Consider the following 23,405-nt stretch of genomic DNA (forward strand, 5'->3'; position numbering starts at 1 on the left):
GCTCCGTGATGCTGCATCCCCCGGGGGGCAACCCCCGGACCCCCGGCCGCCCCGCAGCTCACTTCTCGAACCGGTACCCCATCCCCGGCTCCGTGATGAAGTGCTTCGGGTGCGACGGATCCGCCTCGAGCTTCCGCCGCAGCTGGGCCATGTACACCCGCAGGTAGTTGGTCTCCGTCCCGTACGACGGCCCCCACACCTCCTGCAGCAGCTGCTTCTGGCCGACCAGGCGGCCGGTGTTGCGGACCAGCACCTCCAGCAGGTGCCACTCGGTCGGGGTGAGCCGGACGTCCTTGCCGGAGCGGTTGACCTTCTTGGCGGCCAGGTCGACGGTGAAGCCCTCGGTCTCCACGGTCGTCACGTCGTCCTCGCCCGGCCCGACCGGCTCGGCCCGGCGTACCGCGGCCCGCAGCCGGGCCAGCAGCTCGTCCATGCCGAAGGGCTTGGTGACGTAGTCGTCGGCGCCCGCGTCCAGCGCCTCGACCTTCTCGTCGGAGGAGTGACGGGCGGACAGCACCAGGATCGGCACCCGGGTCCAGCCGCGCAGCCCCTTGATCACCTCGACGCCGTCCATGTCCGGCAGGCCCAGGTCGAGGACGACCACGTCGGGGTGGCGGGAGGCGGCGAGTTCGAGGGCGGTCCTGCCGTCGGCGGCCGCGTCCACCTCGTACTTGCGCGCCTTGAGGTTGATCACGAGGGCCCGCACGATCTGCGGCTCGTCGTCGACCACGAGCACCCTCGTGGAGGTCTGGGGGGTCCCCCCAGTGGTGCTCACCATAGGGTCTGCCTTTCTTGTTCTGTGCCGGCCTTCCCGAGGGGGAGGGGCTCGGGACGCGATCCTGCCGCGCGGAGGCTGAGCACCATGGTGAGCCCGCCGCCCGGCGTGTCCTCGGCGTTCAGGGTGCCGCCGATGGCCTCGGCGAAGCCGCGGGCGACCGCGAGGCCGAGGCCGACCCCGGCGCCGCGCGGGGCGTCGCCGTACCGCTGGAAGGGCTCGAAGATACGATCCTTCGCCTCGTCCGGGACCCCGGGCCCGCGGTCCACGACGCGCACCTCGACACGGTCGACCAAGGCGCTGGCGGACACCAGGACGCGCTGTCCGGGCGGGCTGTACTTGACCGCGTTCTCCACCAGGTTGGCCACCGACCGCTCCAGCAGGCCGGGGTCGACGGCGACCATGGGCAGCGTCTCGGGGACGTCCAGGTCGACGCTGTCCTCGGGCACGCCGCCCAGGGCCATCGGGACCACCTCGTCCACGTCGATCTCGCGGATGAGCGGGGTGACGGTGCCGGTCTGCAGCCGGGACATGTCGAGCAGGTTGCCCACGAGGTGGTCGAGCCGGTCGGCGCCCTCCTCGATGCCCTCCAGCAGCTCCGCCTGGTCCTCCTCGGACCAGGCCACGTCGTCGGAGCGCAGCGAGGAGACGGCGGCCTTGATCGCGGCGAGCGGGGTGCGCAGGTCGTGGCTGACGGCGGCCAGCAGGGCGGTGCGGATGCGGTTGCCCTCGGCGAGCGTCCGGGCCTGGTCGGCCTCCTCCTGGAGGCGCCTGCGGTCCAGTACGACGGCGGCCTGCGCGGCGAAGGCGGCGAGCACCCGGCGGTCCTCGGCGGGCAGCACCCGGCCGGTCAGCGCGAGTGCCATGTGGTCGCCTATCGGCATGTCGACGTCGGCGTCCTCGGGCCGCTCCAGGGACGGCCCGAATCCTGCGCGGCCCGCGCAGGTCCACGGCTCGACGTCGCTCGCCCGTTCCAGCAGGGCGGCCGACTCCATGGCGAAGGTCTCCCGGACCCGCTCCAGCAGCTCCTCCAGGCCGGTCTCGCCACGCAGCACGTTGCCGGCGAGGAAGGAGAGGATCTCGGACTCGGCGCGCAGCCGGGCCGCCTGATGGGTGCGGCGAGCCGCCAGATCCACCACCGACGCGACCGACACCGCGACCCCGAAGAAGATCGCGATGGCGACGATGTTCCTGGGGTCGGCGATGGTCAGCCGGTGCAGGGGCGGGGTGTAGAAGTAGTTCAGCAGCAGGGAGCCGAAGGCCGCCGAGGCCAGGGCGGGCAGCAGACCGCCGACCAGGGCCGCGGCGACGGTGACGGCCAGGAACAGCAGCATGTCGTTGGCGAGGCCGAGGTCGACGGTGTTCAGCAGCACCGCGAGGATCGCCGGGCCGGCCAGACCCACCAGCCAGCCCCAGATGATCCGGGCCCGGCCGAGCCGCGCGCCCCGGGCCACGGGCAGTCCGCGGCCCTTGGCGACCTCCTCGTGGGTGACGATGTGCACGTCGAGGTCGGGGCCGGACTCCCGGGCGACCGTGGCGCCGACACCGGGCCCGAAGACGTACTGCCAGGCCTTGCGGCGCGAGGAGCCGAGCACGATCTGGGTGGCGTTGACACCGCGCGCGAAGTCCAGCAGCGCGGCCGGTATGTCGTCGCCGACCACATGGTGGAAGGTGCCGCCGAGGTCCTCCACGAGGGTGCGCTGGACGGCCAGCTCCTTCGGGGAGGCCGAGGTCAGCCCGTCACTGCGGGCTATGTAGACCGCCATCACCTCGCCGCCGGCGCCCTTCTCGGCGAGCCGCGCGGCGCGCCGGATCAGGGTGCGTCCCTCGGGGCCGCCGGTCAGACCGACCACGATCCGCTCGCGCGAACCCCAGATCGTCGACACCTGGTGCTCGGTGCGGTACTCGTTCAGGTACTCGTCGACCCGGTCGGCCACCCACAGCAGCGCCAGTTCGCGCAGGGCGGTCAGGTTGCCGGGCCGGAAGTAGTTCGACAGGGCCGCGTCGACCTTGTCCGGCTTGTAGATGTTGCCGTGCGCCATACGGCGGCGCAGCGCCTCCGGTGACATGTCGACCAGCTCGATCTGGTCGGCCCGCCGCACGACCTCGTCGGGCACCGTCTCCCGCTGCCGCACCCCGGTGATCGACTCCACGACGTCACCCAGCGACTCCAGGTGCTGGATGTTGACGGTCGAGATCACGTCGATCCCGGCCGCCAGCAGCTCCTCGACGTCCTGCCAGCGCTTGGCGTTGCGGGAGCCCGGGACATTGGTGTGGGCGAGTTCGTCCACGAGGGCGACGGCGGGGGTGCGGCGCAGCACCGCGTCGACGTCCATCTCGCCGAAGGTGGCGCCCCGGTACTGCAGCTCCCGGCGCGGTATCTGCTCCAGGCCGTGCAGCATCACCTCGGTGCGCGGCCGGCCGTAGTGCTCGACGTAGGCGACGACGCAGTCGGTGCCCCGCTCCACCCGGCGGTGCGCCTCGGACAGCATGGCGTAGGTCTTGCCGACGCCCGGTGCCGCGCCGAGGTAGATCCGAAGCTTGCCGCGTGCCATGGCCCCATTGTCTTCCGGTGACTGTTGCGTACGCAGCGTCGACCTTACGGCCAGCGATGCGGACAAAGCGGACGATGGCCCGGTCAACGGGGGTCTTTGACGCAACTCTGACGGCCGGACGGCCTCAGTGCTGCACGATCTCCCCGTCGCGCAGCTCCAGCACCCGGTCGGCCAGGTCGAGCAGGGTCGCGTCGTGCGTGGCGACCAGCGCGGTGGCCCGCTCGCTGCGGACGACCGCCCGTAGCAGCTCCATGACGGCGTGGCCGGTCTCGGCGTCCAGCTGGCCGGTGGGCTCGTCGGCGATGAGCAGGGCGGGGCGGTTGGCGAGGGCGCGGGCGATGGCGACCCGCTGCTGCTGGCCGCCGGACAGCTCGCCCGGCCGCTGGGCCGCGTGGTCGGCGAGCCCGACGAGGGAGAGCAGCAGCTCGACGCGGTCCTCGCGCTCGCGCGGGTCGGCCCGGCGCAGCCGCAGCGGTACGCCGACGTTCTCGGCGGCGGTGAGGATCGGGATCAGCCCGAAGGACTGGAAGACGAAGCCGATCCGGTCCCGGCGCAGCTCCAGCAGTCCGGTCTCGCCGAGCCCGGCCAGGTCCTGTCCGCCGACCTCGACCCGCCCCCGGTCGGGGGTGTCGAGTCCGCCGACGATGTTCAGCAGGGTGGTCTTGCCGGAGCCCGAGCGCCCCTTGAGGGCGACGAGTTCGCCGCGCGGGACCTCGAAGGAGACCCCGCGCAGGGCGTGGACGGCGGCGGCGCCGCGCCCGTACGACTTGTGGATGTCCTCGACGCGCACCATGGTCTCGGTGAGCACCTGACTCATTCCGCCTCCCCCGTGTGTCCCCGTGTCCCCCGTGGGCCGGGCGTCAGTATCGCCGCGGGACGCCCGGCCGTTCAACGGTTCAGTTCGGGTTGTCGCCGTGGGTGAGGGTCTCCCAGGCGACGAAGAGGTTGTTGCTGCCGGCCGGGCGGTTGTTCTGGGTCAGGGTCTGGGTGTTGGTCATGGCGATGCCGAGGCGGTTGTGCAGGGCGTTGTAGCCGACCTCGGTGACCGGGCCGAGCCCGAGCGTGAGGGAGCCTCCGCACAGCCAGCTGGGAACGGCCGCGCCGAGCTGGTACTTGGCCTGGAAGCCGAGTGCCTGTCGCAGCCGCTCGCCGACGTCGGTGCCGTACAGGTCCTGGCCCTGGATCCGGCTGGTCTCGGCGACGTGCGAGATCGCGGAGATGCCGTACCCAGTGTGCACGAAGTCCCGGCAGGTCTCCTGGGTGAGCCCGGTGACGAAGGTGGACTGGCCCTGCCAGTAGGAGACGATCTTGTCGCGGGTGTCCAGGTTCTGGCTGGGCACGGTCTTCGGCAGGTCGCCGTCGGAGGCGAGGTAGACGTAGGCGGCCGCACGGGTGCGGAACCTGGCCATGGCGGTGTCGTACGACGCCTTGTCGTCGAGGAAGACGGAGATGCCGACGGCCGCCTCCGTCATCGACAGTTCCCAGTTGCCGTTGGAGTTGGAGCCCTTGATGACGACCGGCAGATAGACGTTGCGGAGCATGGTCGCGAAGCGGCCGGAATTGGCCCAGCTTCCCGTGTACGTGTACTTGATGATCTCGGCGGCCTTGGGCCAGGAGGAGCCCGCCCAGCCGGTCTGCAGGGGCGCGTTGCTGTTGGTGTGGCTGGTGATGGTGGCCGACCAGGCGTCCATGATCTGGATGGCCTTCTGGGCGTAGCGCGGGTCGCGGGTGACGTACCAGGCGAGCGCGTCGGTGTAGGCGGCTATCGCGTCCTCGCGCTCGTCGGTGCAGCCGTAGTTGGGGTTGGAGTAGGAGCCGCACTCCACGGTGGCCCGCGGCTTGGGTGTGCGGTTCAGGTCGGCGTACGGGCTCGCCATCATCTGGTCGTAGGCGCCCTTCCAGGGCTGGGCGCCGGCCAGCACCTTGCCGCGGGCGAAGTCCAGCTGGCCCTGGGAGACGGTGACTCCGGGGTGGACGAAGGCGGTGGGGGCGGAGTGGGCGGCGGGTGCCGTGAGGGCGCCCAGCAGCAGGGCGGCCAGGGCGGCGAGCAGGCCAGTACGGCGCATAGCGACTCCGTTCTTGTATGCGAACGTGGAGCGCCTTTGTGAACGCAGGCGTTGAGCCGAGACCGTAGGTACAGACCAATCCGCCGTCAAGGGGTCCCGCATGCGCGCATGCGAAAGGGCCGCACCCCGTGAGGTACGGCCCTTCGTCGTCGCGTTGTCAGCGAACCTCGGTGATCTCCGGTCCGCGCTGCAGCTGGCCCATGCCACCGGAGAAGCGCGAGCCCTCCTCCTGCTGGACGCCCTCGGGAACCATCTGAGCGTCGTTCGGCAGCTTGAGGACGATCGGGTCGCGGGGCGCCATCGGGCCCTCACCGCGGACCACGACGGTGTCCCGGAAGATCTGCTCCAGCAGGCCGGCGGCCTGCGGCTGCACGGCGGCCTGGCCGGAGATCACACCGCGCAGGAACCAGCGCGGGCCGTCGACGCCGACGAACCGCACGACCTGGAAGCCACCGGTGCCGTCCGGCAGCTGCACCGGCACCTGGGCGCGCAGCTCCCAGCCCAGCGGACCCTCGACCTCGTCGACGATGCCGCCCTGCTGCGTGATGCCGCCCGCGATCTCCTCGCGGACCTCGCCCCAGATGCCCTCTCGCTTGGGCGCGGCGAAGCCCTGCAGCTGAATGGCGCTGTCGCGCAGCACGACGGTCGCCGCGACGATCGCGTCACCGGCGACCTCGACCCGCAGTTCCATGCCGTCGACGCCCGGCACCAGAAGACCGCCGAGGTCCACGCGGCCCTCGCCCGGCTCGCGCACCTCGGTGCTGTCCCACGGCCCGTCGGGCCGGGGCTCGGGCTCCAGCCGAACGCGCTCGCGCTCGGCCTCTTTCTCGTCCGCCTCGGTGTCGACGCTGTCGACGACCTGCTCGGCCTCGCCGGCCGCGTCCTCGGCGGCACCCTTCTTCTTGCGACGTCCGAACACGTCACTGTCCTTCCCGGTCGGATACGACCGAAGCGTATCGATTCCCACCCGTCCCGCCGCTCACGGCGGCCGGACCGCTTGTGCCGCTCTCGCCGCCCACCGAGGCGTGGCCACCGGTGGACCCGAAGCCCCCTTCGGCCCGCGCCGAGCCGGGAAGTTCCGCCACCTCCTGGAAGCGGACCTTCTCGACCTGCTGGACGACCAGTTGGGCAATCCGGTCGAAGCGCTCGAACCGCACGGCCTCGCGCGGGTCGAGATTCACCACGATCACCTTGATCTCCCCACGGTACCCGGCATCAACCGTCCCCGGGGCATTCACGAGGGCGACACCGCAGCGTGCGGCGAGGCCCGAACGCGGGTGCACGAAGGCCGCGTACCCCTCCGGGAGGGCGATCGACACACCCGTGGGCAGCACGGCCCGCTCACCGGGCTTCAGTTCGCAGGCCTCGGTGGTGCGCAGATCGGCTCCGGCGTCCCCGGGGTGTTCGTACGCCGGAAGCGGTACGTCCGGGTCGACGCGGCGGATCAGCACGTTCAGGGGGTCGCGGCGCAGCGGGGCGAGGGAGTGCTCGAAGGTCACGGGTTCACCTCGAAGGCGCGGGCCCGGCGGATCTGGTCCGGGTCGCTCATGGCGGCCTGGATCTCCTCCTCGCGGCCGTGGTCGATGAAGTGGTCGACCTTCACCTCGATGAAGAGGGCGTCCGCGCGGACGGCGACGGGCCCCTCTGGGCCGCCGATCCGGCCGGTGGCGGTGGAGTAGATCTTCCGCCCGGCCACGGCGGTGACCTCCGCCTCCAGGTGCAGCGCGGTGCCCACCGGGACCGGCCGCACGAAGTCGGTCTCCAGCCGGCCGGTGACGGCGATCGTCCGCAGCAGCCAGTTCAGCGAGCCGAGGGTCTCGTCGAGGGCGCTGGCCAGCACTCCGCCGTGCGCGAGGCCCGGGGCGCCCTGGTGGGCGGCCTGGACGGTGAACTCGGCGGTCAGCGAGACACCCGCACCGGCGCGCGCCTCCAGGTGCAGACCGTGCGGCTGCGCGGGACCGCAACCGAAACAGTGTTCGTAGTGGGCACCGAGAAGCTCGCCGGGTGCGGGAGCGTCGGGGTGCCGTACCGGTTTCACCGCGTCGGCGGGGGGCTGAAGAGCTGCGGAACTACCACTCACAGCCGCAGACCTTACCCGCCCGCCCGTCACCCACCACCGCCCTACCCGACAGCGCTTCGCGCTGACTGCCCCGACTCCGGCGATATCCGGATACCGTGCCAAGCTTGGCCCCATGCAGCTCTCCGCCACCCCCTACGAAGAACGCCTCACCGCCCCCCGCTCGTGGTGGCTGATCAGCTTCCTCGTGGGCGTCTCGTTCGCCCTGATCCTGCTCCCGTTCGGCACCCTGCCGCTGCTCGGCGGCCTGGTCGGCGGTACGGCCGCGGCCGCGGTGGTGGCCAGCGCCTACGGCTCCCTGCGCATCCGCGTCGTGGGCGGTTCCCTGATCGCGGGCGAGGCGAAGATCCCGGTCTCGGCGCTCGGCGACGCGGAGATCCTGGACCCGGAGGAGGCCCGCGCCTGGCGCACGTACAAGGCCGACACCCGCGCGTTCCTGCTGCTGCGCGCCTACATCCCCAGGGCCCTGCGGGTGCAGGTCACGGACCCGGAGGACCCGACGCCGTACCTGTACCTGTCGACGCGCGAGCCGGAACGGCTGGCGGCGGCCATCGAGGCAGCGAAGCACCAGGCCAAGGACCAGGCCAAGGACCAGCAGGCATAACCAGGTGCGGGGACGTCAGTCCCCCCACTCCTCGGGAGGCTCGGCCAGTTTCAGGGGCTTCGCGGGCTTCTCCAGCGGCGGCAGCTCCGGCAGCGCGTCCCACGGCACCTGGATCTTCCGCAGGTCCGACCGGATCCGCGCGGCGAGCTTTCTGGTGTCCCGGCGGTTCATGACCGCCCCCACCGCCGCGCCCACCATGAACGGCATGAGGTTGGGCAGGTCCCGGACCATGCGCTTCATGATCTGCTGACGCAGCTCGCGTTTCATCTGGCCCCCGAGGGCCGAGTTGATCGTCGACGGCTTCATCACGTCGATCCCGCGCTCTCCTGACCAGGAGGACAGATACGCGGTACTGCGGGCCATCAGGTTCCCCGGCGGTCGCAGGCCGTACACCTCGTGCAGCTCGGCGATCAGCTTCAGCTCGATCGCCGCGACCCCGGTGATCTCCGCGGCCAGCTCGGTCGGCATGGCAGGCGGCACCGGCAGCATCGCCGCCGCCCCGATCCCGGCCCCGACCGTCGAGGTCGCGCCGGCCGCGCCCGCCACGAGCTTGTCGGCGATCTCCTCGGGTCCGAGACCCGGGAACTGCCTGCGCAGGGTCGCGAGGTCGCGTACGGGGATACGCGGGGCGATCTCGATGATCCGGTCCGTGAGGTACGCCAGCCCCGCCCGCGCGCGGCTGCCGCCCATACGGGCGCCTTCCCGGGCCAGATCCCGGGCCCTGTCACGGATCACCGCGGCCCGTCGCCTGGCGACGGGCGCGGGCCGCCGCACCGGCGTCGGCAGGCCTTCTGGGCCCGACGCCGGTTCGAGCGAGGCTCCCACGTCGGGTGAGCCCCGCTCGCCGTCACGCGCGCCGTGCGGGCCGTCGTGCGGCCCCTTGTCCGCTCCCGGCAGGGGGAAGCGGCGCTTCCGTGGAGGGGTCGAGCCAGTCACGGCCGACCCGTCCTCAGTCGCAGTCGCGGCAGATCGGCTGACCGTTCTTCTCCCGGGCCAGCTGGCTGCGGTGGTGCACCAGGAAGCAGCTCATGCAGGTGAACTCGTCCTGCTGCTTGGGCAGCACACGGACGGCCAGCTCCTCGTTCGAGAGGTCGGCGCCCGGCAGCTCGAGGCCCTCTGCGGCCTCGAACTCGTCGACGTCCACCGCGGAGGTGGTCTTGTCGTTCCGGCGGGCCTTCAGCTCTTCGAGGCTGTCGGAATCGACGTCGTCGTCGGTCTTACGTGGTGTGTCGTAATCGGTTGCCATGTCGCTCTCCCCCTCTGGGTGTCTGCGGTGTCTCCAGCGCACGTAACGCGTGAGAGGCCGGACTTGTGCCCGACCTGAGGCGGAGATTTTGCCTCACATCAAGGTCTGTTACTCAATCGACACCCAATCCGATCCCTCGAGAGTGATCGGCTTGGATGGCGGTGAGGACCGTACACGGTTCGAATGCCGCACCTCAAAGGCGCCTCACCGTGTACTTCCCGTGATCAAGTGCCCTGAAAACCAGGATTTTCCCGGCTTTACGACTCCTGTCATGATCACAGAGAGTACATGGCCGGAAATCCGCCCATGTGATCGATCACACAGGGTAAACCCGTTCGAGCGCCCGGAAAATTCCGCGCAAAGCGAACATCCTCCGCGTGTGTCGGATCTTCGTCACAGCGGCATGGTGACGCGCATCACCAGACCGCCGCCCTCGCGGGGCTGTGCCACGATGTGGCCGCCGTGCGCGCGGGCCACTGACCGGACGATGGACAGGCCGAGGCCCACACCCTTGTCACTGCCCGTGCGCTCCGTACGGAGCCGTCTGAAGGGCTCGAAGAGGTTGTCGACCTCGTACGCCGGCACGACCGGCCCGGTGTTCGAGACGGTCAGCACCGCCTGCCCGTGCTCCACCTCCGTGGTGACCTCGACCCAGCCGTTCTCGGCCATGTTGTAGCGCACGGCGTTCTGTACGAGGTTCAGCGCGATCCGCTCCAGCAGCACACCGTTGCCCTGCACCACGGCTGGTCTGCGCTCGCCGCGGATCTTGACGCCCTTGGCCTCCGCCTCGGCGTGCACCTGGTCGATGGCCTGGCTGGCCACCTCGGCCAGGTCGACCGGTTTGCGCTCGACGATCTGGTTGTCGCTGCGTGCGAGCAGCAGCAGGCCCTCCACCAGCTGCTCGCTGCGCTCGTTGGTGGCCAGCAGCGTCTTGCCGAGCTGCTGCAGCTCCACCGGGGCGTTCGGATCGGACAGGTGCACTTCCAGGAGCGTGCGGTTGATCGCGAGCGGTGTGCGCAGCTCGTGGGAGGCGTTGCCGACGAAGCGCTGCTGGGCGGTGAAGGCCCGCTGGAGGCGCTCCAGCATGTCGTCGAAGGTGTCGGCCAGCTCCTTCAGCTCGTCGTCCGGGCCGTCCAGCTCGATCCGGCGGGACAGGTCGGAACCGGCCACCTGACGGGCGGTGCGGGTGATCCGGCCGAGCGGGGACAGCACGCGGCCCGCCATCGCGTAGCCGAAGGCGAAGGCGATCACGGCGAGGCCCAGCAGGGCCAGCAGCGAGCGGCTGAGCAGGTCGTCCAGGGCCGCCTGGCGCTGGCTGTCCATGCACTCGCGGACCGCGTCGTTGAAGGCCTGCAGCGACAGGCCGTTGGTGATCGCGTGGCAGCTGGGGCTGGCGACGTTCAGGCTGTTGAAGCCGACGATCTTGAACAGCGGCTGGTTGCCCGTGTTGATCGCCTGCGCGGCCAGCAGATAGATGATCGACAGCAGCAGGATGCCGGCGATCAGGAACATGCCGCCGTACAGCAGCGTGAGCCGTATCCGGATGGTCGGGCGCAGCCACGGGAAGGGGGGCTGCGGCCGCCGGGGGTCCCAGGTGGGTTTCGGGGGCGCCTGGGGCGGCGCGGGTGTCGTGGCCACGGCGGATCAGATCCGGTAGCCGGAGCCGGGCACGGTGACGATCACGGGCGGCTCGCCGAGCTTGCGGCGCAGCGTCATGACCGTCACGCGCACCACGTTGGTGAACGGGTCGGTGTTCTCGTCCCAGGCCTTCTCCAGCAGCTGCTCGGCCGAGACGACCGCGCCCTCGCTGCGCATCAGCACCTCCAGCACCGCGAACTCCTTGGGCGCGAGCTGGACCTCCTTGCCGTCGCGGAAGACCTCGCGGCGGTTGGGGTCGAGCTTGATGCCGGCGCGCTCCAGGACCGGGGGCAGGGGCACGCTCGTACGGCGTCCGAGGGCACGCACGCGCGCGATCAGCTCACTGAACGCGAACGGCTTGGGGAGATAGTCGTCGGCGCCGATCTCCAGGCCCTCGACGCGGTCGCTGACATCACCGGAGGCGGTGAGCATGAGTACGCGCGTGGGCATGCCCAGCTCCACGATCCTGCGGCAGACGTCGTCGCCGTGCACGAGCGGGAGGTCGCGGTCGAGGACGACCACGTCGTAGTCGTTGACGCCGATGCGCTCCAGGGCGGCCGCACCGTCGTACACGACGTCGACGGCCATGGCCTCCCGGCGCAGTCCGGTGGCCACCGCATCGGCGAGCAGCTGCTCGTCCTCGACGACGAGTACGCGCACGTCGCTTGTCCTTCCTGTGTCCACCCGCGTAGCGCTCCGTGAGCGCGCGCGGGCAGGGGTGTCCGTGGGATGTGACCTCCATCCTGCCCTTTTCGGCCATAAGTCGGCTGTAAGGCGGGGTCCCGGCCGCAGAGATCCGCCTCCTGGGGCGGGAATGCGGGATTTTCTCGGGCGGTTGAGGTTTCCACGGAAGGGCGCGGGGGGAGGACGGCTTTACACCCCGCGATCACGCTCTGCATGTGCCGCAACACCATGCGGTACGTCGCGATCCGCTTCCGCAGAGCGGGCGTGGGTGTCCGGCACCGTCGCCGCCCAGCAGGGCAGCGCTGGGCACCCGCGAGAGACGTGATCGCCCCTTCCGAACGGCACACCCCCGTGCCACCGACCCACGACCCAGGACGAGGGGGCGCAGCATGGACGCATTCACCGCAGGACTTCTGCAGCGCATAAAGGCGACCGAGTCCGACCTGTCGCGGGCTCGTGACGAGGGCGACGACTTCCTCGCCGAGGTGGAGCAGGGAGAGCTCGACGACCTGCGCCGCCTGGCCGCCGAACACGGTGTGGAGGTCAGCGCGTCACGCGTCTGATCGGCCCGAAGCACGACAGCGGAACCCCCGGCGAATCCAGCGCCGGGGGTTCCGTCCATGTCCGCCCTACGTAGGACCTAGTCGTGCCACGCCCCGAAGTCCTCCAGCAGCCGCTGGAGCGGCTCGAAGACCCCGGGGGTACCGGCGATCGTCAGATCGCGTGCCGGGCCCTCTCCCGGCCGTCCACCGGTCAGGGCGCCCGCCTCCCGCGCGATCAGGTCCCCGGCGGCGAAGTCCCAGGCGTTGAGTCCCCGCTCGTAGTACCCGTCCAGCCGGCCGCAGGCCACGTCGCACAGGTCGACCGCGGCCGACCCGCTGCGCCGGATGTCCCGCAGCAGCGGGATGAGCCGGCCGGCCACCTCGGCCTGGTGGGCGCGGACCTCGGCGACGTAGTTGAAGCCCGTGGAGACCAGCGCCTGGTCCAGCGGGGGCGCGGGGCGGCAGGACAGCGCCCGCTCGCCCTCCCACGCGCCCGTGGCCCAGGCACCGCCGCCGCGTACCGCCTGGTACGTCTCGCCGCGCATCGGCGCCGCGACGACCCCGACGACGGTCTCGCCGTCCTGCTCGGCCGCGATGGACACGGCCCAGGTCGGCAGCCCGTACAGGTAGTTGACGGTGCCGTCGAGCGGGTCGATCACCCAGCGGATGCCGCTCGTGCCCTCGGTGTCGGCGCCCTCCTCGCCGAGGAAGCCGTCACCCGGGCGCCGGCCGGAGATCAGATCGGTGATCAGCTTCTCCGCGGCGATGTCCATCTCGGTGACGACGTCGATCGGGCTCGACTTGGTCCTGGCCACCGCCAGATCGGCGGGGCGGCCGTCCCGCAGCAGCTCGCCGGCGCGGCGGGCGGCCTCCTGGGCCAGGTCGAGCAGTTCCCTGTGCAGGGGGTCGGTCACGGGTCTCCTTACGCGTAAGGGCTATCGGCGCCCGCGGCGGCCGGGCGGGGGGCGCGGGACGGGCAGCAGCCGATCGGGCAGAGGTTGTGGCTCGCGCCGAGCGCGCCCAGGGCGCAGGGGGTGACCTCCTGTCCGAGCTCCACTGCGGCCCGCTCCAGGATCAGGTCGCGGATCGCCGCGGCGAACCTCGGGTCGGCGCCCACGGTGGCCGAGCGGCGCACCGGCAGGCCCAGCTCCTCGGCCTTGGCCGTGGCCTCGGTGTCGAGGTCGTAGAGGACCTCCATGTGGTCCGAGACGAAGCCGATGGGCGCCATGACGACGGCCGGGGCGCCGGCGGCGTGCCGCTCCTCGAGGTGGTCGCAGATGTCCGGCTCCAGCCAGGGGATGTGCGGGGCGCCGGAGCGGGACTGGTAGACGAGCCGCCAGGGGTGGTCGACGCCGGTGCGCTCGCGGACCGCGTCGGCGATCAGCTGGGCCACGTCCAGGTGCTGCTCGACGTACGCGCCGCCCTCGCCGTGGGCCTCGACGGGGCCGGAGGTGTCGGCCGCGGCGGTCGGGATGGAGTGGGTGGTGAAGGCGATGTGGGCGCCGTCGCGGACGTCCTCGGGGAGGTCGACCAGGGAGCGCAGCACCCCGTCGACCATGGGCTCGACGAAGCCGGGGTGGTTGAAGTAGTGCCGCAGCTTGTCGATCTTCGGCAGTTCGAGGCCCTCGGCCTCCAGGGCCGCCAGCGCGTCGGCGAGGTTCTCGCGGTACTGGCGGCAGCCGGAGTAGGAGGCGTAGGCGCTGGTGGCGAGCACCAGGATGCGGCGCCGGCCGTCGGCGACCATCTCCCGCAGGGTGTCCGTCAGATACGGCGCCCAGTTGCGGTTGCCCCAGTAGACCGGCAGGTCCAGGGCGTGCTCGGCGAAGTCCTTGCGCAGGGCGTCCAGCAGGGCGCGGTTCTGGTCGTTGATCGGGCTGACCCCGCCGAACAGGAAGTAGTGCTGCCCGACTTCCTTGAGGCGTTCCTTGGGGATGCCACGCCCACGCGTGACGTTCTCCAGGAACGGGACCACGTCGTCGGGGCCTTCGGGGCCGCCGAACGAGAGCAGGAGCAGGGCGTCGTAGGGGGTGGCATCGAGCGCGTCTGGCATGACTCGATCCTGCCACCCGGCTCTGACAGCCGGGCAACAGCAGGGTGAAGAGTCGAGTTCCAGACGGTTTAGTCCGTTATTTCCGGCTGTGATTCCTGGTGCAATTAGGGTCACCTAACTCGTAATCTGTATCAGCCGCATTCGCGCCTTACCGACCGCCCCGGAGACCACGTGCCCAGCCCCTACCGCGCCCTGTTCGCCGAGCCCGGCACCAAGAGCTTCTCCGCCGCGGGCTTCCTCGGCCGGATGCCACTGTCGATGATGGGCATCGGCGTGGTCACCATGATCTCCCAGCTCACCGGGCGCTACGGCCTCGCGGGCGCGCTGTCGGCCACCATCGCCCTGTCCGCCGCCGCGGTCGGGCCGCAGATATCCCGGCTGGTGGACCGGCACGGCCAGCGCCGGGTGCTGCGCCCCGCGACCCTGGTCACGCTCCTGGCGGCCGCCGGCCTGCTGCTCGCCGCACATCTCAAGTGGCCGGACTGGACGCTGTTCGTCTGCGCGGCCGGCATCGGCACGGTGCCGAGCCTGGGCGCGATGATCCGGGCCCGCTGGGCGGCCCTGTACCGGGGCACGCCGAAGCTGCACACCGCGTACTCGTTCGAGTCGGTGGTGGACGAGGTGTGCTTCATCTTCGGGCCGATCATCTCCATCGGCCTGTCCACGGCCTGGTTCCCGGAGGCGGGCCCCCTGCTGGCGGCCTGCTTCCTGGCCGTCGGCGTCTTCTGGCTGACCGCCCAGCGCGCCACCGAGCCGGAGCCGCACCCGCGTGAGCGGCACGGCGGCGGCAGCGCGCTGCGCTCGGCCGGGCTCCAGGTCCTGGTGGCGACCTTCGCGGCGACGGGGACGATCTTCGGGTCGGTCGACGTGGTCACCGTCGCCTTCGCCGACGAGCGCGGCCACAAGGCGGCGGCGAGTGTGGTGCTGGCGCTGTACGCGGCCGGTTCCTGCGTCGCGGGCGCCGTCTTCGGACTGCTGCGGTTCTCGGGAGCGCCGGAACGTCGCTGGTTGCTGGGCGTGGGGGCGATGGCCGTGAGTATGATCCCCCTCCTACTGGTCGGAAACTTGCCGCTTCTGGCCGCTGCGCTGTTCGTTGCGGGGCTGTCCATCGCACCGACGATGATCACGACGATGTCCCTCATCGAAGAGCACGTACCTCGCGCGAAGCTCACCGAAGGCATGACCTGGGTGAGCACCGGCCTCGCGGTCGGCGTCGCGCTCGGCTCCTCCGTGGCCGGCTGGGTGATCGACGCAGCCGGCGCGCGTGCCGGGTACGGGGTTCCGGCCGTGTCCGGAGCCGTCGCGGTCGCGGTCGGTTTCCTCGGGTACCGCCGGCTCCGCAGGCCGGCCGCGGGTCGGGGAGGCACCGTTGAGCACCACAGCGAGCGCGAAGAACGGCACCTGGCGTAACTGGGGCGGCAATGTCGCCGCCCGCCCCGCCCGGCAGGTCGAGCCGGCCTCGGTGGACGAACTGGCCGCGGCCGTGCGCAAGGCCGCGGAGGACGGCCTGAAGGTGAAGGCGGTCGGCACCGGGCACTCCTTCACCTCCATCGCCGCCACCGACGGTGTGTTGATCCGCCCTCAACTGTTGACCGGCATCCGCAACATCGACCGGGATGCCATGACCGTCACGGTCGAGGCGGGCACTCCACTCAAGAGACTCAATGCGGCCCTCGCGCGCGAGGGCCTCTCGCTCACGAACATGGGCGACATCATGGAGCAGACCGTCTCCGGGGCGACCAGCACCGGCACCCACGGCACCGGCCGGGAGTCGGCCTCGATCGCCGCCCAGATCAAGGCACTCGAACTCGTCACTGCGGACGGCTCGGTGCTCAGCTGCTCCGAGAAGGAGAACCCGGAGGTCTTCGCGGCCGCCCGAATAGGCCTTGGCGCACTCGGCATCGTCACCGCGATCACCTTCGCCGTGGAGCCGCTCTTCCTGCTCACCGCGCGCGAGGAGCCGATGCCCTTCGAGCGGGTGCTGGCCGAGTTCGACCAACTGTGGGCCGAGAACGAGCACTTCGAGTTCTACTGGTTCCCGCACACCGGCAACACCAACACCAAGCGCAACAACCGCAGCGCGGGCCCCGAGCAGCCGGTGGGGCAGCTGGCCGGGTGGTTCGAGGACGAGTTCCTCTCCAACGGCGTCTTCCAGGTGGCCCAGTGGGTCGGACGCGCCGCGCCCGCGACCATCCCGGGGATCGCCCGGATCTCCAGCAAGGCCCTGTCCGCGCGGACGTACACCGACATCCCCTACAAGGTCTTCACCTCGCCGCGCCGGGTGCGCTTCGTGGAGATGGAGTACGCCGTCCCGCGCGCGGCCCTGACCGAGACGCTGCGCGAACTGAAGGCCATGGTCGACCGCTCCGGTCTGCGCATCAGCTTCCCGGTCGAGGTGCGCACCGCCCCGGCCGACGACATCACCCTGTCCACCGCCTCCGGCCGGGACAGCGCGTACATCGCCGTCCACATGTTCCGGGGCACGCCGTACCAGGCCTACTTCACCGCCGCCGAGCGCATCTTCACGGCGCACGAGGGCCGGCCGCACTGGGGCAAGGTGCACACACGGGACGCGGAGTACTTCGCCGAGGCGTACCCGCGCTTCGGCGAGTTCACGGCGCTGCGGGACCGCCTCGACCCGGAACGCCTGTTCCAGAACGACTACTTGCGGAGGGTTCTGGGGGCGTAGGCACTCCCAAGTACGAAGCCGGTTCGGCGGCCACGGCCGCCGCCGGTGCGCACGGCTGTACGGGAAAGGGACGCACGGACGAAACCATTAGTTCCGTTTCTGGGGATTGCGTGAAGTTCGCCACGTTCGTGATCGCCAAACCCGGTCGCGCACGGCCAAGTCGCATCCCTTGCGAGAAGTTGGGCGGCGCGCCCATCCACGCACATGGTCCAAATGGAGTACTGTTGCGAGCCCTGGGTCCGGTTTCCCACCAGGGTGTCCGCGGCCTCGCAGGACCGCTGGGAGGGGGCTAGTTGCACAGGGTGATGAAGTTCGTCACTTAGCGTTGCGAATAGGTAACCGTGCCATAACGGCGACCCAGGGCCCATGCCCGACACGCCGGGCAACTCGGCAAGGTTGTGGCAGGCTGCACCCGGGCAGGCCACACTCGACTAGCGGAAGCAGCGACGCACGTGACGTCGGCAGGCACCACCCGGGAGGTCCCCATGCCCGAACTGCGTGTCGTGGCCGTCTCGAATGACGGCACACGGCTGGTGCTCAAGGCTGCCGACTCTACGGAGTACACGCTTCCGATCGACGAACGCCTGCGCGCCGCCGTGCGGGGCGACCGGCCCCGCCTCGGCCAGATCGAGATCGAGGTGGAGAGCCATCTCCGCCCCCGAGACATCCAGGCCCGTATACGTGCGGGTGCCACCGCGGAAGAGGTGGCACAGCTCGCCGGCATCCCCGTCGACCGGGTGCGGCGCTTCGAGGGTCCGGTGCTGGCCGAGCGCGCCTTCATGGCCGAGCGGGCCCGCAAGACCCCGGTCCGGCGCCCCGGCGAGAACTCCGGTCCGCTGCTCGGCGAGGCCGTCCAGGAGCGGCTGCTGCTGCGCGGTGCCGAGAAGGACACCGTGCAGTGGGACTCCTGGCGCCGCGACGACGGCACCTGGGAGGTCCTTCTCGTCTACCTGGTAGCGGGCGAACCGCACTCGGCGAGCTGGACCTACGACCCGCCCCGGCGGCTCGTCCAGGCCGTGGACGACGAGGCGCGCTCGCTGATCGGCGAGTCCGACGACCTCGCCGTACCGGAACCGAGTTTCCCGTTCGTCCCGCGCATCGCCCGGCTGCCGCGCGAGCGTTCGATGGACCGCGCCCTCGACCGCGGGGACCGGGAGCGGCCGAGCCTGCCGGCGCAGTCGTCCGAGCCCGCCGAGGAGAGCACGGGCGAACGCGACTCGCTCACCAGCCTGTTGGAGGCGGTGCCGAGCTTCCGGGGCGACCTGGTGGTCCCGGAACGGCTCACGGAGTCCCCGGAGGAGCCACCCGAGGAGCCCGCGGCGGAGGAGCCCCCGGCGCCCGCCGCCTCGGCCGGCTCCGCCTACGCGGACGTCCTCATGCCGCGCTCGGTGGGCAGCCACCGCGACCGGCTCACTGGCGCGACCGACCGCCAGGCCGAGGCCGACGGCGTCCGCCCCGGCCGCCGCGCAGCGGTCCCGAGCTGGGACGAGATCGTGTTCGGGACCCGGCGCAAGAAGCAGGAGTAAACCGGCCGTACGGCCGTATGAAGTGGGGGCACGCGCGCGTGCCCCCACTTTTCGCGCTGCCTACTGCGGGTCCGGCCCCACCGCGACCGGACGGGACGGGTCCGAGGACCACTCCGACCAGGAGCCGACGTACAGCGCCGCCGGGATGCCCGCGACCGCGAGTGCCAGCACCTCGTGCGCGCCCGAGACGCCCGAGCCGCAGTAGGCGCCCACCGGCGCCTCCTCGGACACGCCCAGGGCCTTGAAGCGGTCCCGCAGGTCCGCCGCGGGCAGGAAGCGGCCGTCCGGGCCCACGTTCTCGTTCGTCGGCGCCGACACCGCACCGGGGATGTGCCCGCCGACCCGGTCGATCGGCTCCACCTCACCGCGGTACCGCTCCCCCGCGCGGGCGTCGAGCAGCACGCCCGAGCGGGCCAGGGCGGCGGCCCCGTCCGCGTCGAGCAGCCCGGCCGCGTCCGGCGCCGGTGCGAAGTCGCCCTCCGCCGGGGCGGGTACGTCCGTCGACAGCGGGCCCTGCCAGGCCGGCAACCCGCCGTCGAGGACCCGCACGTCCGGGTGACCCGTCCAGCGCAGCAGCCACCACGCGCGCGCGGCCGCCCAGCCCTGTCCGCCGTCATAGACGACGACCGGCCGGCCTGCCGACACGCCCGCGCGGCGCATGGCCGCGCCGAACTCCGCGAGGTCGGGCAGCGGATGGCGACCGTGTGATCCGGGGGCCGAGGCCAGCTCCCGGTCCAGGTCGACGAAGACCGCGCCGGGCAGGTGCCCGGCCGCGTACTCGGCCCGGCCGTCGAAGGCCGGGGCGCCCGCCGCCTTCGCCACGGTCAGCTGCCAGCGGACGTCCAGCAGGACGGGCGGGCGCTCTCCGGTCAGGTCGGCGGCGAGTTCGGTTGCGGTGATGATGGCTGTCATGGCGTCCATCCTTACGTCAGGGGTGGCCGCGGCGTCCAGGTCCGGCTACTCTCCCGCCGGACAGGTCCGATCACGAGGCGTACGGGATCGGGCACACGCTGTACAGCTGACGGACACCCGTCGGCCATCGTCAGGAAGCGTCCTAAGACGGCAGATCGGACATCCTCCCAGACGTACCGCCCGGGCGTCGGCGCGCACGGCACGCGGCACGCCGGAGGATGCGGGTACCAGGCATGGGCGTGCGCGCGCCAGCGGCACACCCCCTTCCGGGGAGCGGAAGCGACACGGCCACCGCGAGGGGCCGAGGAGAGAGTGATCGATGACCGAGGCACGGGAGTCGGCCGGTCCGCACGCGCGGCGCACGCCGGGCACGCCCTGCTGGGTGAGCCTGATGGTGCACGGGCTGGCCACGACCGAGGAGTTCTACGGGGAGCTGTTCGGCTGGGAGTTCCGGCCGGGCCCGCAGCAGCTCGGCCCCTATGTGCGGGCGCTGCTGGACGGGCACGAGGTGGCGGGCATCGGCCAGCTGCCGCCGGACCGCCGGCTGCCGGTCGCCTGGACGCCGTACCTCGCCTCGGACGACGTGGACCACACGGCCGAAATGGTGCGGCTGTGCGGCGGCACGGTGGCCGTCGGACCGCTGGACGCGGCCGAGGCCGGGCGGATGGCCATCGCGTCCGACCCCGCCGGGGCGGTGTTCGGGATCTGGCAGGCGTCCGCCCTCCTCGGCACGGCGCTCAGCGGCGTCCCCGGCACCCCCGCCTGGAACGAGCTGCTCACCTTCGAGACGGAGAGCGTCACCAAGTTCTACGAGACCGTGTTCGGGTACGCGGAGGAGCCGGTGGTGTCCGCCGACTTCGACTACGTGACCCTGCACATCGGGGGCCGCCCGGTGGCCGGCATCCACGGCATCGGGCACGGTCTGCCCCGGGACCGGGGACCGCACTGGCTGACGTACTTCGAGGTGGCGGACGCCGACGAGACGCTGCGGCAGGTCACCGAACTGGGCGGTCGGGTGGTCAGGCCGGCCCACGACAGCGAGCACGGGCGGGTCGCCACGGTGGCGGATCCGGAGGGAGCGATCTTCTCGGTGGTCCAGGGCCCGCGCTGAGCCGTGTGCGGTGACCTCAGACCGCGGACACCGGCAGGACGTCCGGGGACAGGGCCGCCGCGCGGGCCGACGCGGCGGTCATCCGGCGCCGGTGGTGACGGCGGCACAGCACCTCGTAGCCGACCTCGCCCGCGGACTGGTTGACGTCGCCGACGACCACCTGCGCGCCTTCCACGACCATCTCGCCGCCTATCGTGCGGGCGTTGTGCGTGGCGCGGGCGCCGCACCAGCACAGCGCCTCGACCTGCAGCACCTCTATGCGGTCGGCCAGCTCCACCAGCCGCTGGGAGCCCGGAAAGAGCTTGGAGCGGAAGTCGGTGGTGATCCCGAAGGCGAAGACGTCCATGCCGAGGTCGTCCACCACACGCGCGAGCTGGTCGATCTGCTCGGGCGCGAGGAACTGCGCCTCGTCCGCGATCACATAGTCCGCGCGGCCGCCCTGCGAGAGGTGCTCGACGAGGTAGGCGTACAGGTCCTGGCCGTCCTCGACCTCCACCGCGTCGGTGACCAGGCCCAGCCGGGAGGAGAGCTTGCCCTCGCCCGCCCGGTCGTCCCGGGTGAAGATCATGCCGACGAGGCCGCGCGCGGAGCGGTTGTGCTCGATCTGCAGAGCCAGCGTCGACTTCCCGCAGTCCATCGTTCCGGAGAAGAACACCAGCTCGGGCATGAGGAGTTGAGCACCTTTCGGCAAGAGGCGGGGCAGGGAGGTGTCAGGAGCGTACTTCGAGCAGCGGGACCAGCTGCTCGGCAGGGGTCATCGAGCCGTGGTTGCCGACCAGCGCCGACTCCTTGGGCTCCCGCTCAGAGGCGATGATCAGCACGTCGTCGTGCGCCGCCGCGACCACGTCCCCGAGGCGCGCGTACACCCGGTCGTCCACCTGCGGCCCGAACCAGCCCGCCGCGATCGCCTCGTCCCGCGAGGCCACCCAGAACTGCTCGCCGAGCACCTCGCGCCACACGGTCAGCACGTCGTTCTCGGCGCCCGGCACCGCGTAGACGTGCCGCGCCCGCCCCTCCCCGCCGAGCAGGGCGACTCCGGCGCGCAGCTCCCAGTCCTCGTCGAAGTCGATGCGGTGCTGCTCGTCGAAGGGGACGTCGACCATGCCGTGGTCGGCGGTGACGTACAGGGCGCTGCGCGGGGGCAGCTGCTCGGCGAGGCGCTGGGCGAGCCGGTCGACGTACATGAGCTGTCCGCGCCAGGTGTCGGAGGCGACCCCGTAGCGGTGTCCGGCGCCGTCCAGCTCGGCGTAGTACGTGTACACCAGGGAGCGGTCGCCGGCGGCCAGTTGCTCGGCGGCGAGGTCCATGCGGTCCTCGCCGGTCAGCCGTCCGTGGAAGCGGCCGCCGCTGAGCGCGATCTTGGTCAGCGGGGTGTGCTCGAAGGCGGGCGAGGACACCTGGGCGGAGTGCACGCCGGCCTCGTGGGCCAGCTGGAAGACCGTGGGGTACGGCTGCCAGGGGCGCGGGTCGGTGTACGGCTGCCAGCGGAGCTGGTTCATCAGCTCGCCGGTGGCCGGGTTGCGGACGGTGTAGCCGGGCAGGCCGTGGGCGCCCGGGGGCAGGCCGGTGCCGACGGAGGCCAGGGAGGTCGCGGTGGTCGCCGGGTAGCCGGCGGTGAGCGGGCGTCCGGTGCCGCCGCGCGAGCTGCCGAGCAGGGAGGTGAGGAACGGGGCCTCGTCGGGGTGCGCCCTCAGCTGCTCCCAGCCGAGCCCGTCTATCAGGAAGACACAGACCCGGTCGGCCGGGGTCAGCTCCGTGATCGTGGCGGTCGTACCGGGGACGCCGAGGCCGGCGGCCAGGGTCGGCAGGAGGTCGGCGAGGGAGCCGGTGCCGTACTGGGGCAGCGGGGCGGTGTCCAGGGCGAGCGGTTCCGGGTGGTCCCAGGGGGAAGGCAGGGCCATTAGCGTGTGACGTCCGCGGTCGCCTCGGAGATGGCCTGCGCGAAGGCGAGCGCCTGGCGCACCGTCTCCGGGCCGTCCCCTGCCTCGCTGACGCGCAGGCTGAGATCGTCCGCCGTGGAGTTGCCCGTGTAGCCGTGGTCGGCCTCGCAGTTGGGATCGCCGCAGGCGGCGGGCTCCAGGTCGATGCGGCTGACCGCGCCCCAGCCGATGGTCAGGACGACCTCGCGGGGCAGCGTGCCCGGTGTGTACTGCTCCGGGTTCGCGACCACCCGGCTGACCACGACCGACGAGATCCGGCCGAGCTTCACGGACTCCGTGGACGTCGTGGCGTACGGCGTCGGGGAGGTGCTGTCGGCGGCCTGCTCGTCGGTGTGGCTGACGATGAAGCGGTTGCCGGTGAGGACCAGGACGGTCACGTGCCGGCGCACCTCGTTCTGGTCGAAGGTGGTCTCCTGGTGGACCAGGTACGACCGGACGGGCTCGCCGCCCACAGCGGCCTCCACCGCCTCGGAAACGAGGGCCGGGTAGTAGCCGCTGCGCTCGATCGCCGTGCGCAGCCCCTGGTTCGTCGTACTGGTCTTGGCCATGGCGTCCATCCTAATCCGTGGGCAAGGGGGGTCCGGGCCAGTCGCGGGCACCGGGGGCGGCCTTCGCACCCGCGCGCGGGTGCCGTGTGACGAGCCCCGGCAGGATGTCCAGCCGCTCGGCGCCGACCAGACAGGAGACGGGTTCGCGACCGCCGGCGTCCGCTTCGAACGCGACGACGAGGGGCGGTGCTTCGCCCAGGGCCCGCACGAGACGCGCGGTCTCCTCGGCCGTGGGGGCGCGGAAGACGGGGTCCTGGAAGGCGAGCGGGCAGGACACGAAGGCGGGCGCGACGAAGACCAGCTCCAGGCCGCGGTGGTAGGTGAGGTCGTACCCGGCGGCCAGCCGCAGCTGCCCGCCGTCCCAGACGATCACTTCCCAGTCCCACCAGCTGCCCTCGGGCAGTTCCCGTCCGGCGATCTCCATCCGGTCCCCCCTCCCCCG

Annotated in this window: 24 protein-coding genes; 6 read left to right on the top strand and 18 right to left on the bottom strand. The window is 71.7% G+C overall.

Going from position 1 to position 23,405, the window contains the following annotated elements; genetic code table 11:
• Window positions 1-58: 58 nt before the first annotated feature.
• The 7 genes from CRP49_RS02490 to CRP49_RS02520 form a co-directional block, all read right to left on the bottom strand.
• Window positions 59-778 (bottom strand): response regulator, encoded by a 720-nt coding sequence (locus CRP49_RS02490; protein WP_097251965.1) that lies wholly within the window; start codon window positions 776-778, stop codon window positions 59-61.
• Window positions 772-3,330, bottom strand: coding sequence for a sensor histidine kinase KdpD (locus CRP49_RS02495; RefSeq protein WP_097251966.1), 2,559 nt, complete (start codon window positions 3,328-3,330; stop codon window positions 772-774). The genes CRP49_RS02490 and CRP49_RS02495 overlap by 7 nt, the downstream gene beginning before the upstream one ends.
• Before the next feature lie 124 nt (window positions 3,331-3,454).
• The gene (locus CRP49_RS02500) at window positions 3,455-4,147 is read right to left on the bottom strand and encodes an ABC transporter ATP-binding protein (protein ID WP_097251967.1); all 693 of its coding nucleotides are present in this window, start codon (window positions 4,145-4,147) and stop codon (window positions 3,455-3,457) included.
• Window positions 4,148-4,226: 79 nt separating this feature from the next.
• On the bottom strand, window positions 4,227-5,396 hold the full coding sequence (locus tag CRP49_RS02505; RefSeq protein ID WP_097251968.1) for an alginate lyase family protein: 1,170 nt from the start codon (window positions 5,394-5,396) through the stop codon (window positions 4,227-4,229).
• 157 nt (window positions 5,397-5,553) lie between these two features.
• The gene (locus tag CRP49_RS02510) at window positions 5,554-6,315 is read right to left on the bottom strand and encodes a DUF3710 domain-containing protein (RefSeq protein WP_097251969.1); all 762 of its coding nucleotides are present in this window, start codon (window positions 6,313-6,315) and stop codon (window positions 5,554-5,556) included.
• Window position 6,316: 1 nt separating this feature from the next.
• A complete protein-coding gene (gene dut / locus CRP49_RS02515) occupies window positions 6,317-6,868 on the bottom strand; it encodes a dUTP diphosphatase (RefSeq protein ID WP_097257156.1) in 552 nt (183 codons plus the stop codon).
• A gap of 23 nt (window positions 6,869-6,891) precedes the next feature.
• On the bottom strand, window positions 6,892-7,476 hold the full coding sequence (locus CRP49_RS02520) for a PaaI family thioesterase (RefSeq protein ID WP_097251970.1): 585 nt from the start codon (window positions 7,474-7,476) through the stop codon (window positions 6,892-6,894).
• 112 nt (window positions 7,477-7,588) lie between these two features.
• Between CRP49_RS02520 and CRP49_RS02525 the strand changes: the two genes are divergently transcribed.
• Window positions 7,589-8,077, top strand: coding sequence for a DUF3093 domain-containing protein (locus CRP49_RS02525; protein ID WP_097251971.1), 489 nt, complete (start codon window positions 7,589-7,591; stop codon window positions 8,075-8,077).
• 15 nt (window positions 8,078-8,092) lie between these two features.
• Here CRP49_RS02525 and CRP49_RS02530 read toward each other — a convergent pair whose 3' ends face one another.
• From CRP49_RS02530 to CRP49_RS02545, 4 genes are all read right to left on the bottom strand, one after another.
• Window positions 8,093-9,013, bottom strand: coding sequence for a hypothetical protein (locus CRP49_RS02530; protein ID WP_179851477.1), 921 nt, complete (start codon window positions 9,011-9,013; stop codon window positions 8,093-8,095).
• Window positions 9,014-9,026: 13 nt separating this feature from the next.
• Window positions 9,027-9,323, bottom strand: a complete 297-nt coding sequence (locus CRP49_RS02535; protein WP_037654155.1) for a DUF4193 domain-containing protein — start codon at window positions 9,321-9,323, stop codon at window positions 9,027-9,029.
• A gap of 393 nt (window positions 9,324-9,716) precedes the next feature.
• Window positions 9,717-10,961: a HAMP domain-containing sensor histidine kinase gene (locus CRP49_RS02540; protein ID WP_097251972.1), complete on the bottom strand. Its 1,245-nt coding sequence runs from the start codon at window positions 10,959-10,961 to the stop codon at window positions 9,717-9,719.
• A gap of 6 nt (window positions 10,962-10,967) precedes the next feature.
• Entirely contained in the window at window positions 10,968-11,621 is a 654-nt protein-coding gene (locus CRP49_RS02545) for a response regulator transcription factor (RefSeq protein ID WP_007387794.1), read from the bottom strand.
• Between the two features lie 413 nt (window positions 11,622-12,034).
• On the opposite strand from CRP49_RS02545, the gene CRP49_RS46700 reads away from it, so the two are divergent.
• On the top strand, window positions 12,035-12,208 hold the full coding sequence (locus CRP49_RS46700) for a hypothetical protein (RefSeq protein WP_167444141.1): 174 nt from the start codon (window positions 12,035-12,037) through the stop codon (window positions 12,206-12,208).
• 77 nt (window positions 12,209-12,285) lie between these two features.
• Here CRP49_RS46700 and CRP49_RS02550 read toward each other — a convergent pair whose 3' ends face one another.
• Window positions 12,286-13,101: an inositol monophosphatase family protein gene (locus tag CRP49_RS02550; protein WP_097251973.1), complete on the bottom strand. Its 816-nt coding sequence runs from the start codon at window positions 13,099-13,101 to the stop codon at window positions 12,286-12,288.
• A gap of 8 nt (window positions 13,102-13,109) precedes the next feature.
• Window positions 13,110-14,237 (bottom strand): ferrochelatase, encoded by a 1,128-nt coding sequence (locus tag CRP49_RS02555; protein ID WP_097251974.1) that lies wholly within the window; start codon window positions 14,235-14,237, stop codon window positions 13,110-13,112.
• Between the two features lie 171 nt (window positions 14,238-14,408).
• On the opposite strand from CRP49_RS02555, the gene CRP49_RS02560 reads away from it, so the two are divergent.
• The 3 genes from CRP49_RS02560 to sepH all read left to right on the top strand — a co-directional run bounded on the left by CRP49_RS02560 (window position 14,409) and on the right by sepH (window position 18,452).
• Window positions 14,409-15,647 (top strand): MFS transporter, encoded by a 1,239-nt coding sequence (locus CRP49_RS02560; RefSeq protein WP_097251975.1) that lies wholly within the window; start codon window positions 14,409-14,411, stop codon window positions 15,645-15,647.
• On the top strand, window positions 15,607-16,926 hold the full coding sequence (locus CRP49_RS02565) for a D-arabinono-1,4-lactone oxidase (RefSeq protein ID WP_097251976.1): 1,320 nt from the start codon (window positions 15,607-15,609) through the stop codon (window positions 16,924-16,926). Before CRP49_RS02560 ends, CRP49_RS02565 begins: the two co-directional genes overlap by 41 nt.
• 485 nt (window positions 16,927-17,411) lie before the next feature.
• Window positions 17,412-18,452: a septation protein SepH gene (gene sepH, locus CRP49_RS02570; protein WP_094216403.1), complete on the top strand. Its 1,041-nt coding sequence runs from the start codon at window positions 17,412-17,414 to the stop codon at window positions 18,450-18,452.
• Between the two features lie 60 nt (window positions 18,453-18,512).
• Here sepH and CRP49_RS02575 read toward each other — a convergent pair whose 3' ends face one another.
• Window positions 18,513-19,364: a sulfurtransferase gene (locus CRP49_RS02575; RefSeq protein ID WP_097251977.1), complete on the bottom strand. Its 852-nt coding sequence runs from the start codon at window positions 19,362-19,364 to the stop codon at window positions 18,513-18,515.
• Between the two features lie 319 nt (window positions 19,365-19,683).
• On the opposite strand from CRP49_RS02575, the gene CRP49_RS02580 reads away from it, so the two are divergent.
• Window positions 19,684-20,475, top strand: coding sequence for a VOC family protein (locus tag CRP49_RS02580; protein WP_097251978.1), 792 nt, complete (start codon window positions 19,684-19,686; stop codon window positions 20,473-20,475).
• A gap of 16 nt (window positions 20,476-20,491) precedes the next feature.
• On the opposite strand, the gene CRP49_RS02585 is transcribed toward CRP49_RS02580, so the two are convergent.
• The 4 genes from CRP49_RS02585 to CRP49_RS02600 are packed head-to-tail and all read right to left on the bottom strand — an operon-like array spanning window position 20,492 to window position 23,387.
• Window positions 20,492-21,142, bottom strand: a complete 651-nt coding sequence (locus CRP49_RS02585) for a thymidine kinase (RefSeq protein ID WP_094216406.1) — start codon at window positions 21,140-21,142, stop codon at window positions 20,492-20,494.
• 43 nt (window positions 21,143-21,185) lie between these two features.
• A complete protein-coding gene (locus CRP49_RS02590; protein WP_097251979.1) occupies window positions 21,186-22,376 on the bottom strand; it encodes an alkaline phosphatase family protein in 1,191 nt (396 codons plus the stop codon).
• Entirely contained in the window at window positions 22,376-22,972 is a 597-nt protein-coding gene (locus CRP49_RS02595; RefSeq protein WP_094216408.1) for a DUF5998 family protein, read from the bottom strand. Before CRP49_RS02595 ends, CRP49_RS02590 begins: the two co-directional genes overlap by 1 nt.
• 1 nt (window position 22,973) lies before the next feature.
• Complete coding sequence (locus CRP49_RS02600) at window positions 22,974-23,387, bottom strand: hypothetical protein (RefSeq protein ID WP_097251980.1); 414 nt, start codon at window positions 23,385-23,387, stop codon at window positions 22,974-22,976.
• Window positions 23,388-23,405: the final 18 nt, after the last annotated feature.

Origin of the sequence: Streptomyces sp. Ag109_G2-15 (assembly GCF_900215565.1) — a bacterium.
Lineage (GTDB): Bacteria > Actinomycetota > Actinomycetes > Streptomycetales > Streptomycetaceae > Streptomyces > Streptomyces diastatochromogenes.

Bases quoted from the DNA above. Each gene is read 5' to 3' on its own strand.
- CRP49_RS02590 (WP_097251979.1), bottom strand. From the start codon at position 22,376: ATGGCCCTGCCTTCCCCCTGGGACCACCCGGAACCGCTCGCCCTGGAC.
- CRP49_RS02575 (WP_097251977.1), bottom strand. From the start codon at position 19,364: ATGACAGCCATCATCACCGCAACCGAACTCGCCGCCGACCTGACCGGA.
- CRP49_RS02595 (WP_094216408.1), bottom strand. From the start codon at position 22,972: ATGGACGCCATGGCCAAGACCAGTACGACGAACCAGGGGCTGCGCACG.
- CRP49_RS02585 (WP_094216406.1), bottom strand. From the start codon at position 21,142: ATGCCCGAGCTGGTGTTCTTCTCCGGAACGATGGACTGCGGGAAGTCG.
- CRP49_RS02495 (WP_097251966.1), bottom strand. From the start codon at position 3,330: ATGGCACGCGGCAAGCTTCGGATCTACCTCGGCGCGGCACCGGGCGTC.
- sepH (WP_094216403.1), top strand. From the start codon at position 17,412: ATGCCCGAACTGCGTGTCGTGGCCGTCTCGAATGACGGCACACGGCTG.
- CRP49_RS02525 (WP_097251971.1), top strand. From the start codon at position 7,589: ATGCAGCTCTCCGCCACCCCCTACGAAGAACGCCTCACCGCCCCCCGC.
- CRP49_RS02490 (WP_097251965.1), bottom strand. From the start codon at position 778: ATGGTGAGCACCACTGGGGGGACCCCCCAGACCTCCACGAGGGTGCTC.
- CRP49_RS02505 (WP_097251968.1), bottom strand. From the start codon at position 5,396: ATGCGCCGTACTGGCCTGCTCGCCGCCCTGGCCGCCCTGCTGCTGGGC.
- CRP49_RS02600 (WP_097251980.1), bottom strand. From the start codon at position 23,387: ATGGAGATCGCCGGACGGGAACTGCCCGAGGGCAGCTGGTGGGACTGG.
- CRP49_RS02555 (WP_097251974.1), bottom strand. From the start codon at position 14,237: ATGCCAGACGCGCTCGATGCCACCCCCTACGACGCCCTGCTCCTGCTC.
- CRP49_RS46700 (WP_167444141.1), top strand. From the start codon at position 12,035: ATGGACGCATTCACCGCAGGACTTCTGCAGCGCATAAAGGCGACCGAG.
- CRP49_RS02535 (WP_037654155.1), bottom strand. From the start codon at position 9,323: ATGGCAACCGATTACGACACACCACGTAAGACCGACGACGACGTCGAT.
- CRP49_RS02500 (WP_097251967.1), bottom strand. From the start codon at position 4,147: ATGAGTCAGGTGCTCACCGAGACCATGGTGCGCGTCGAGGACATCCAC.
- CRP49_RS02580 (WP_097251978.1), top strand. From the start codon at position 19,684: ATGACCGAGGCACGGGAGTCGGCCGGTCCGCACGCGCGGCGCACGCCG.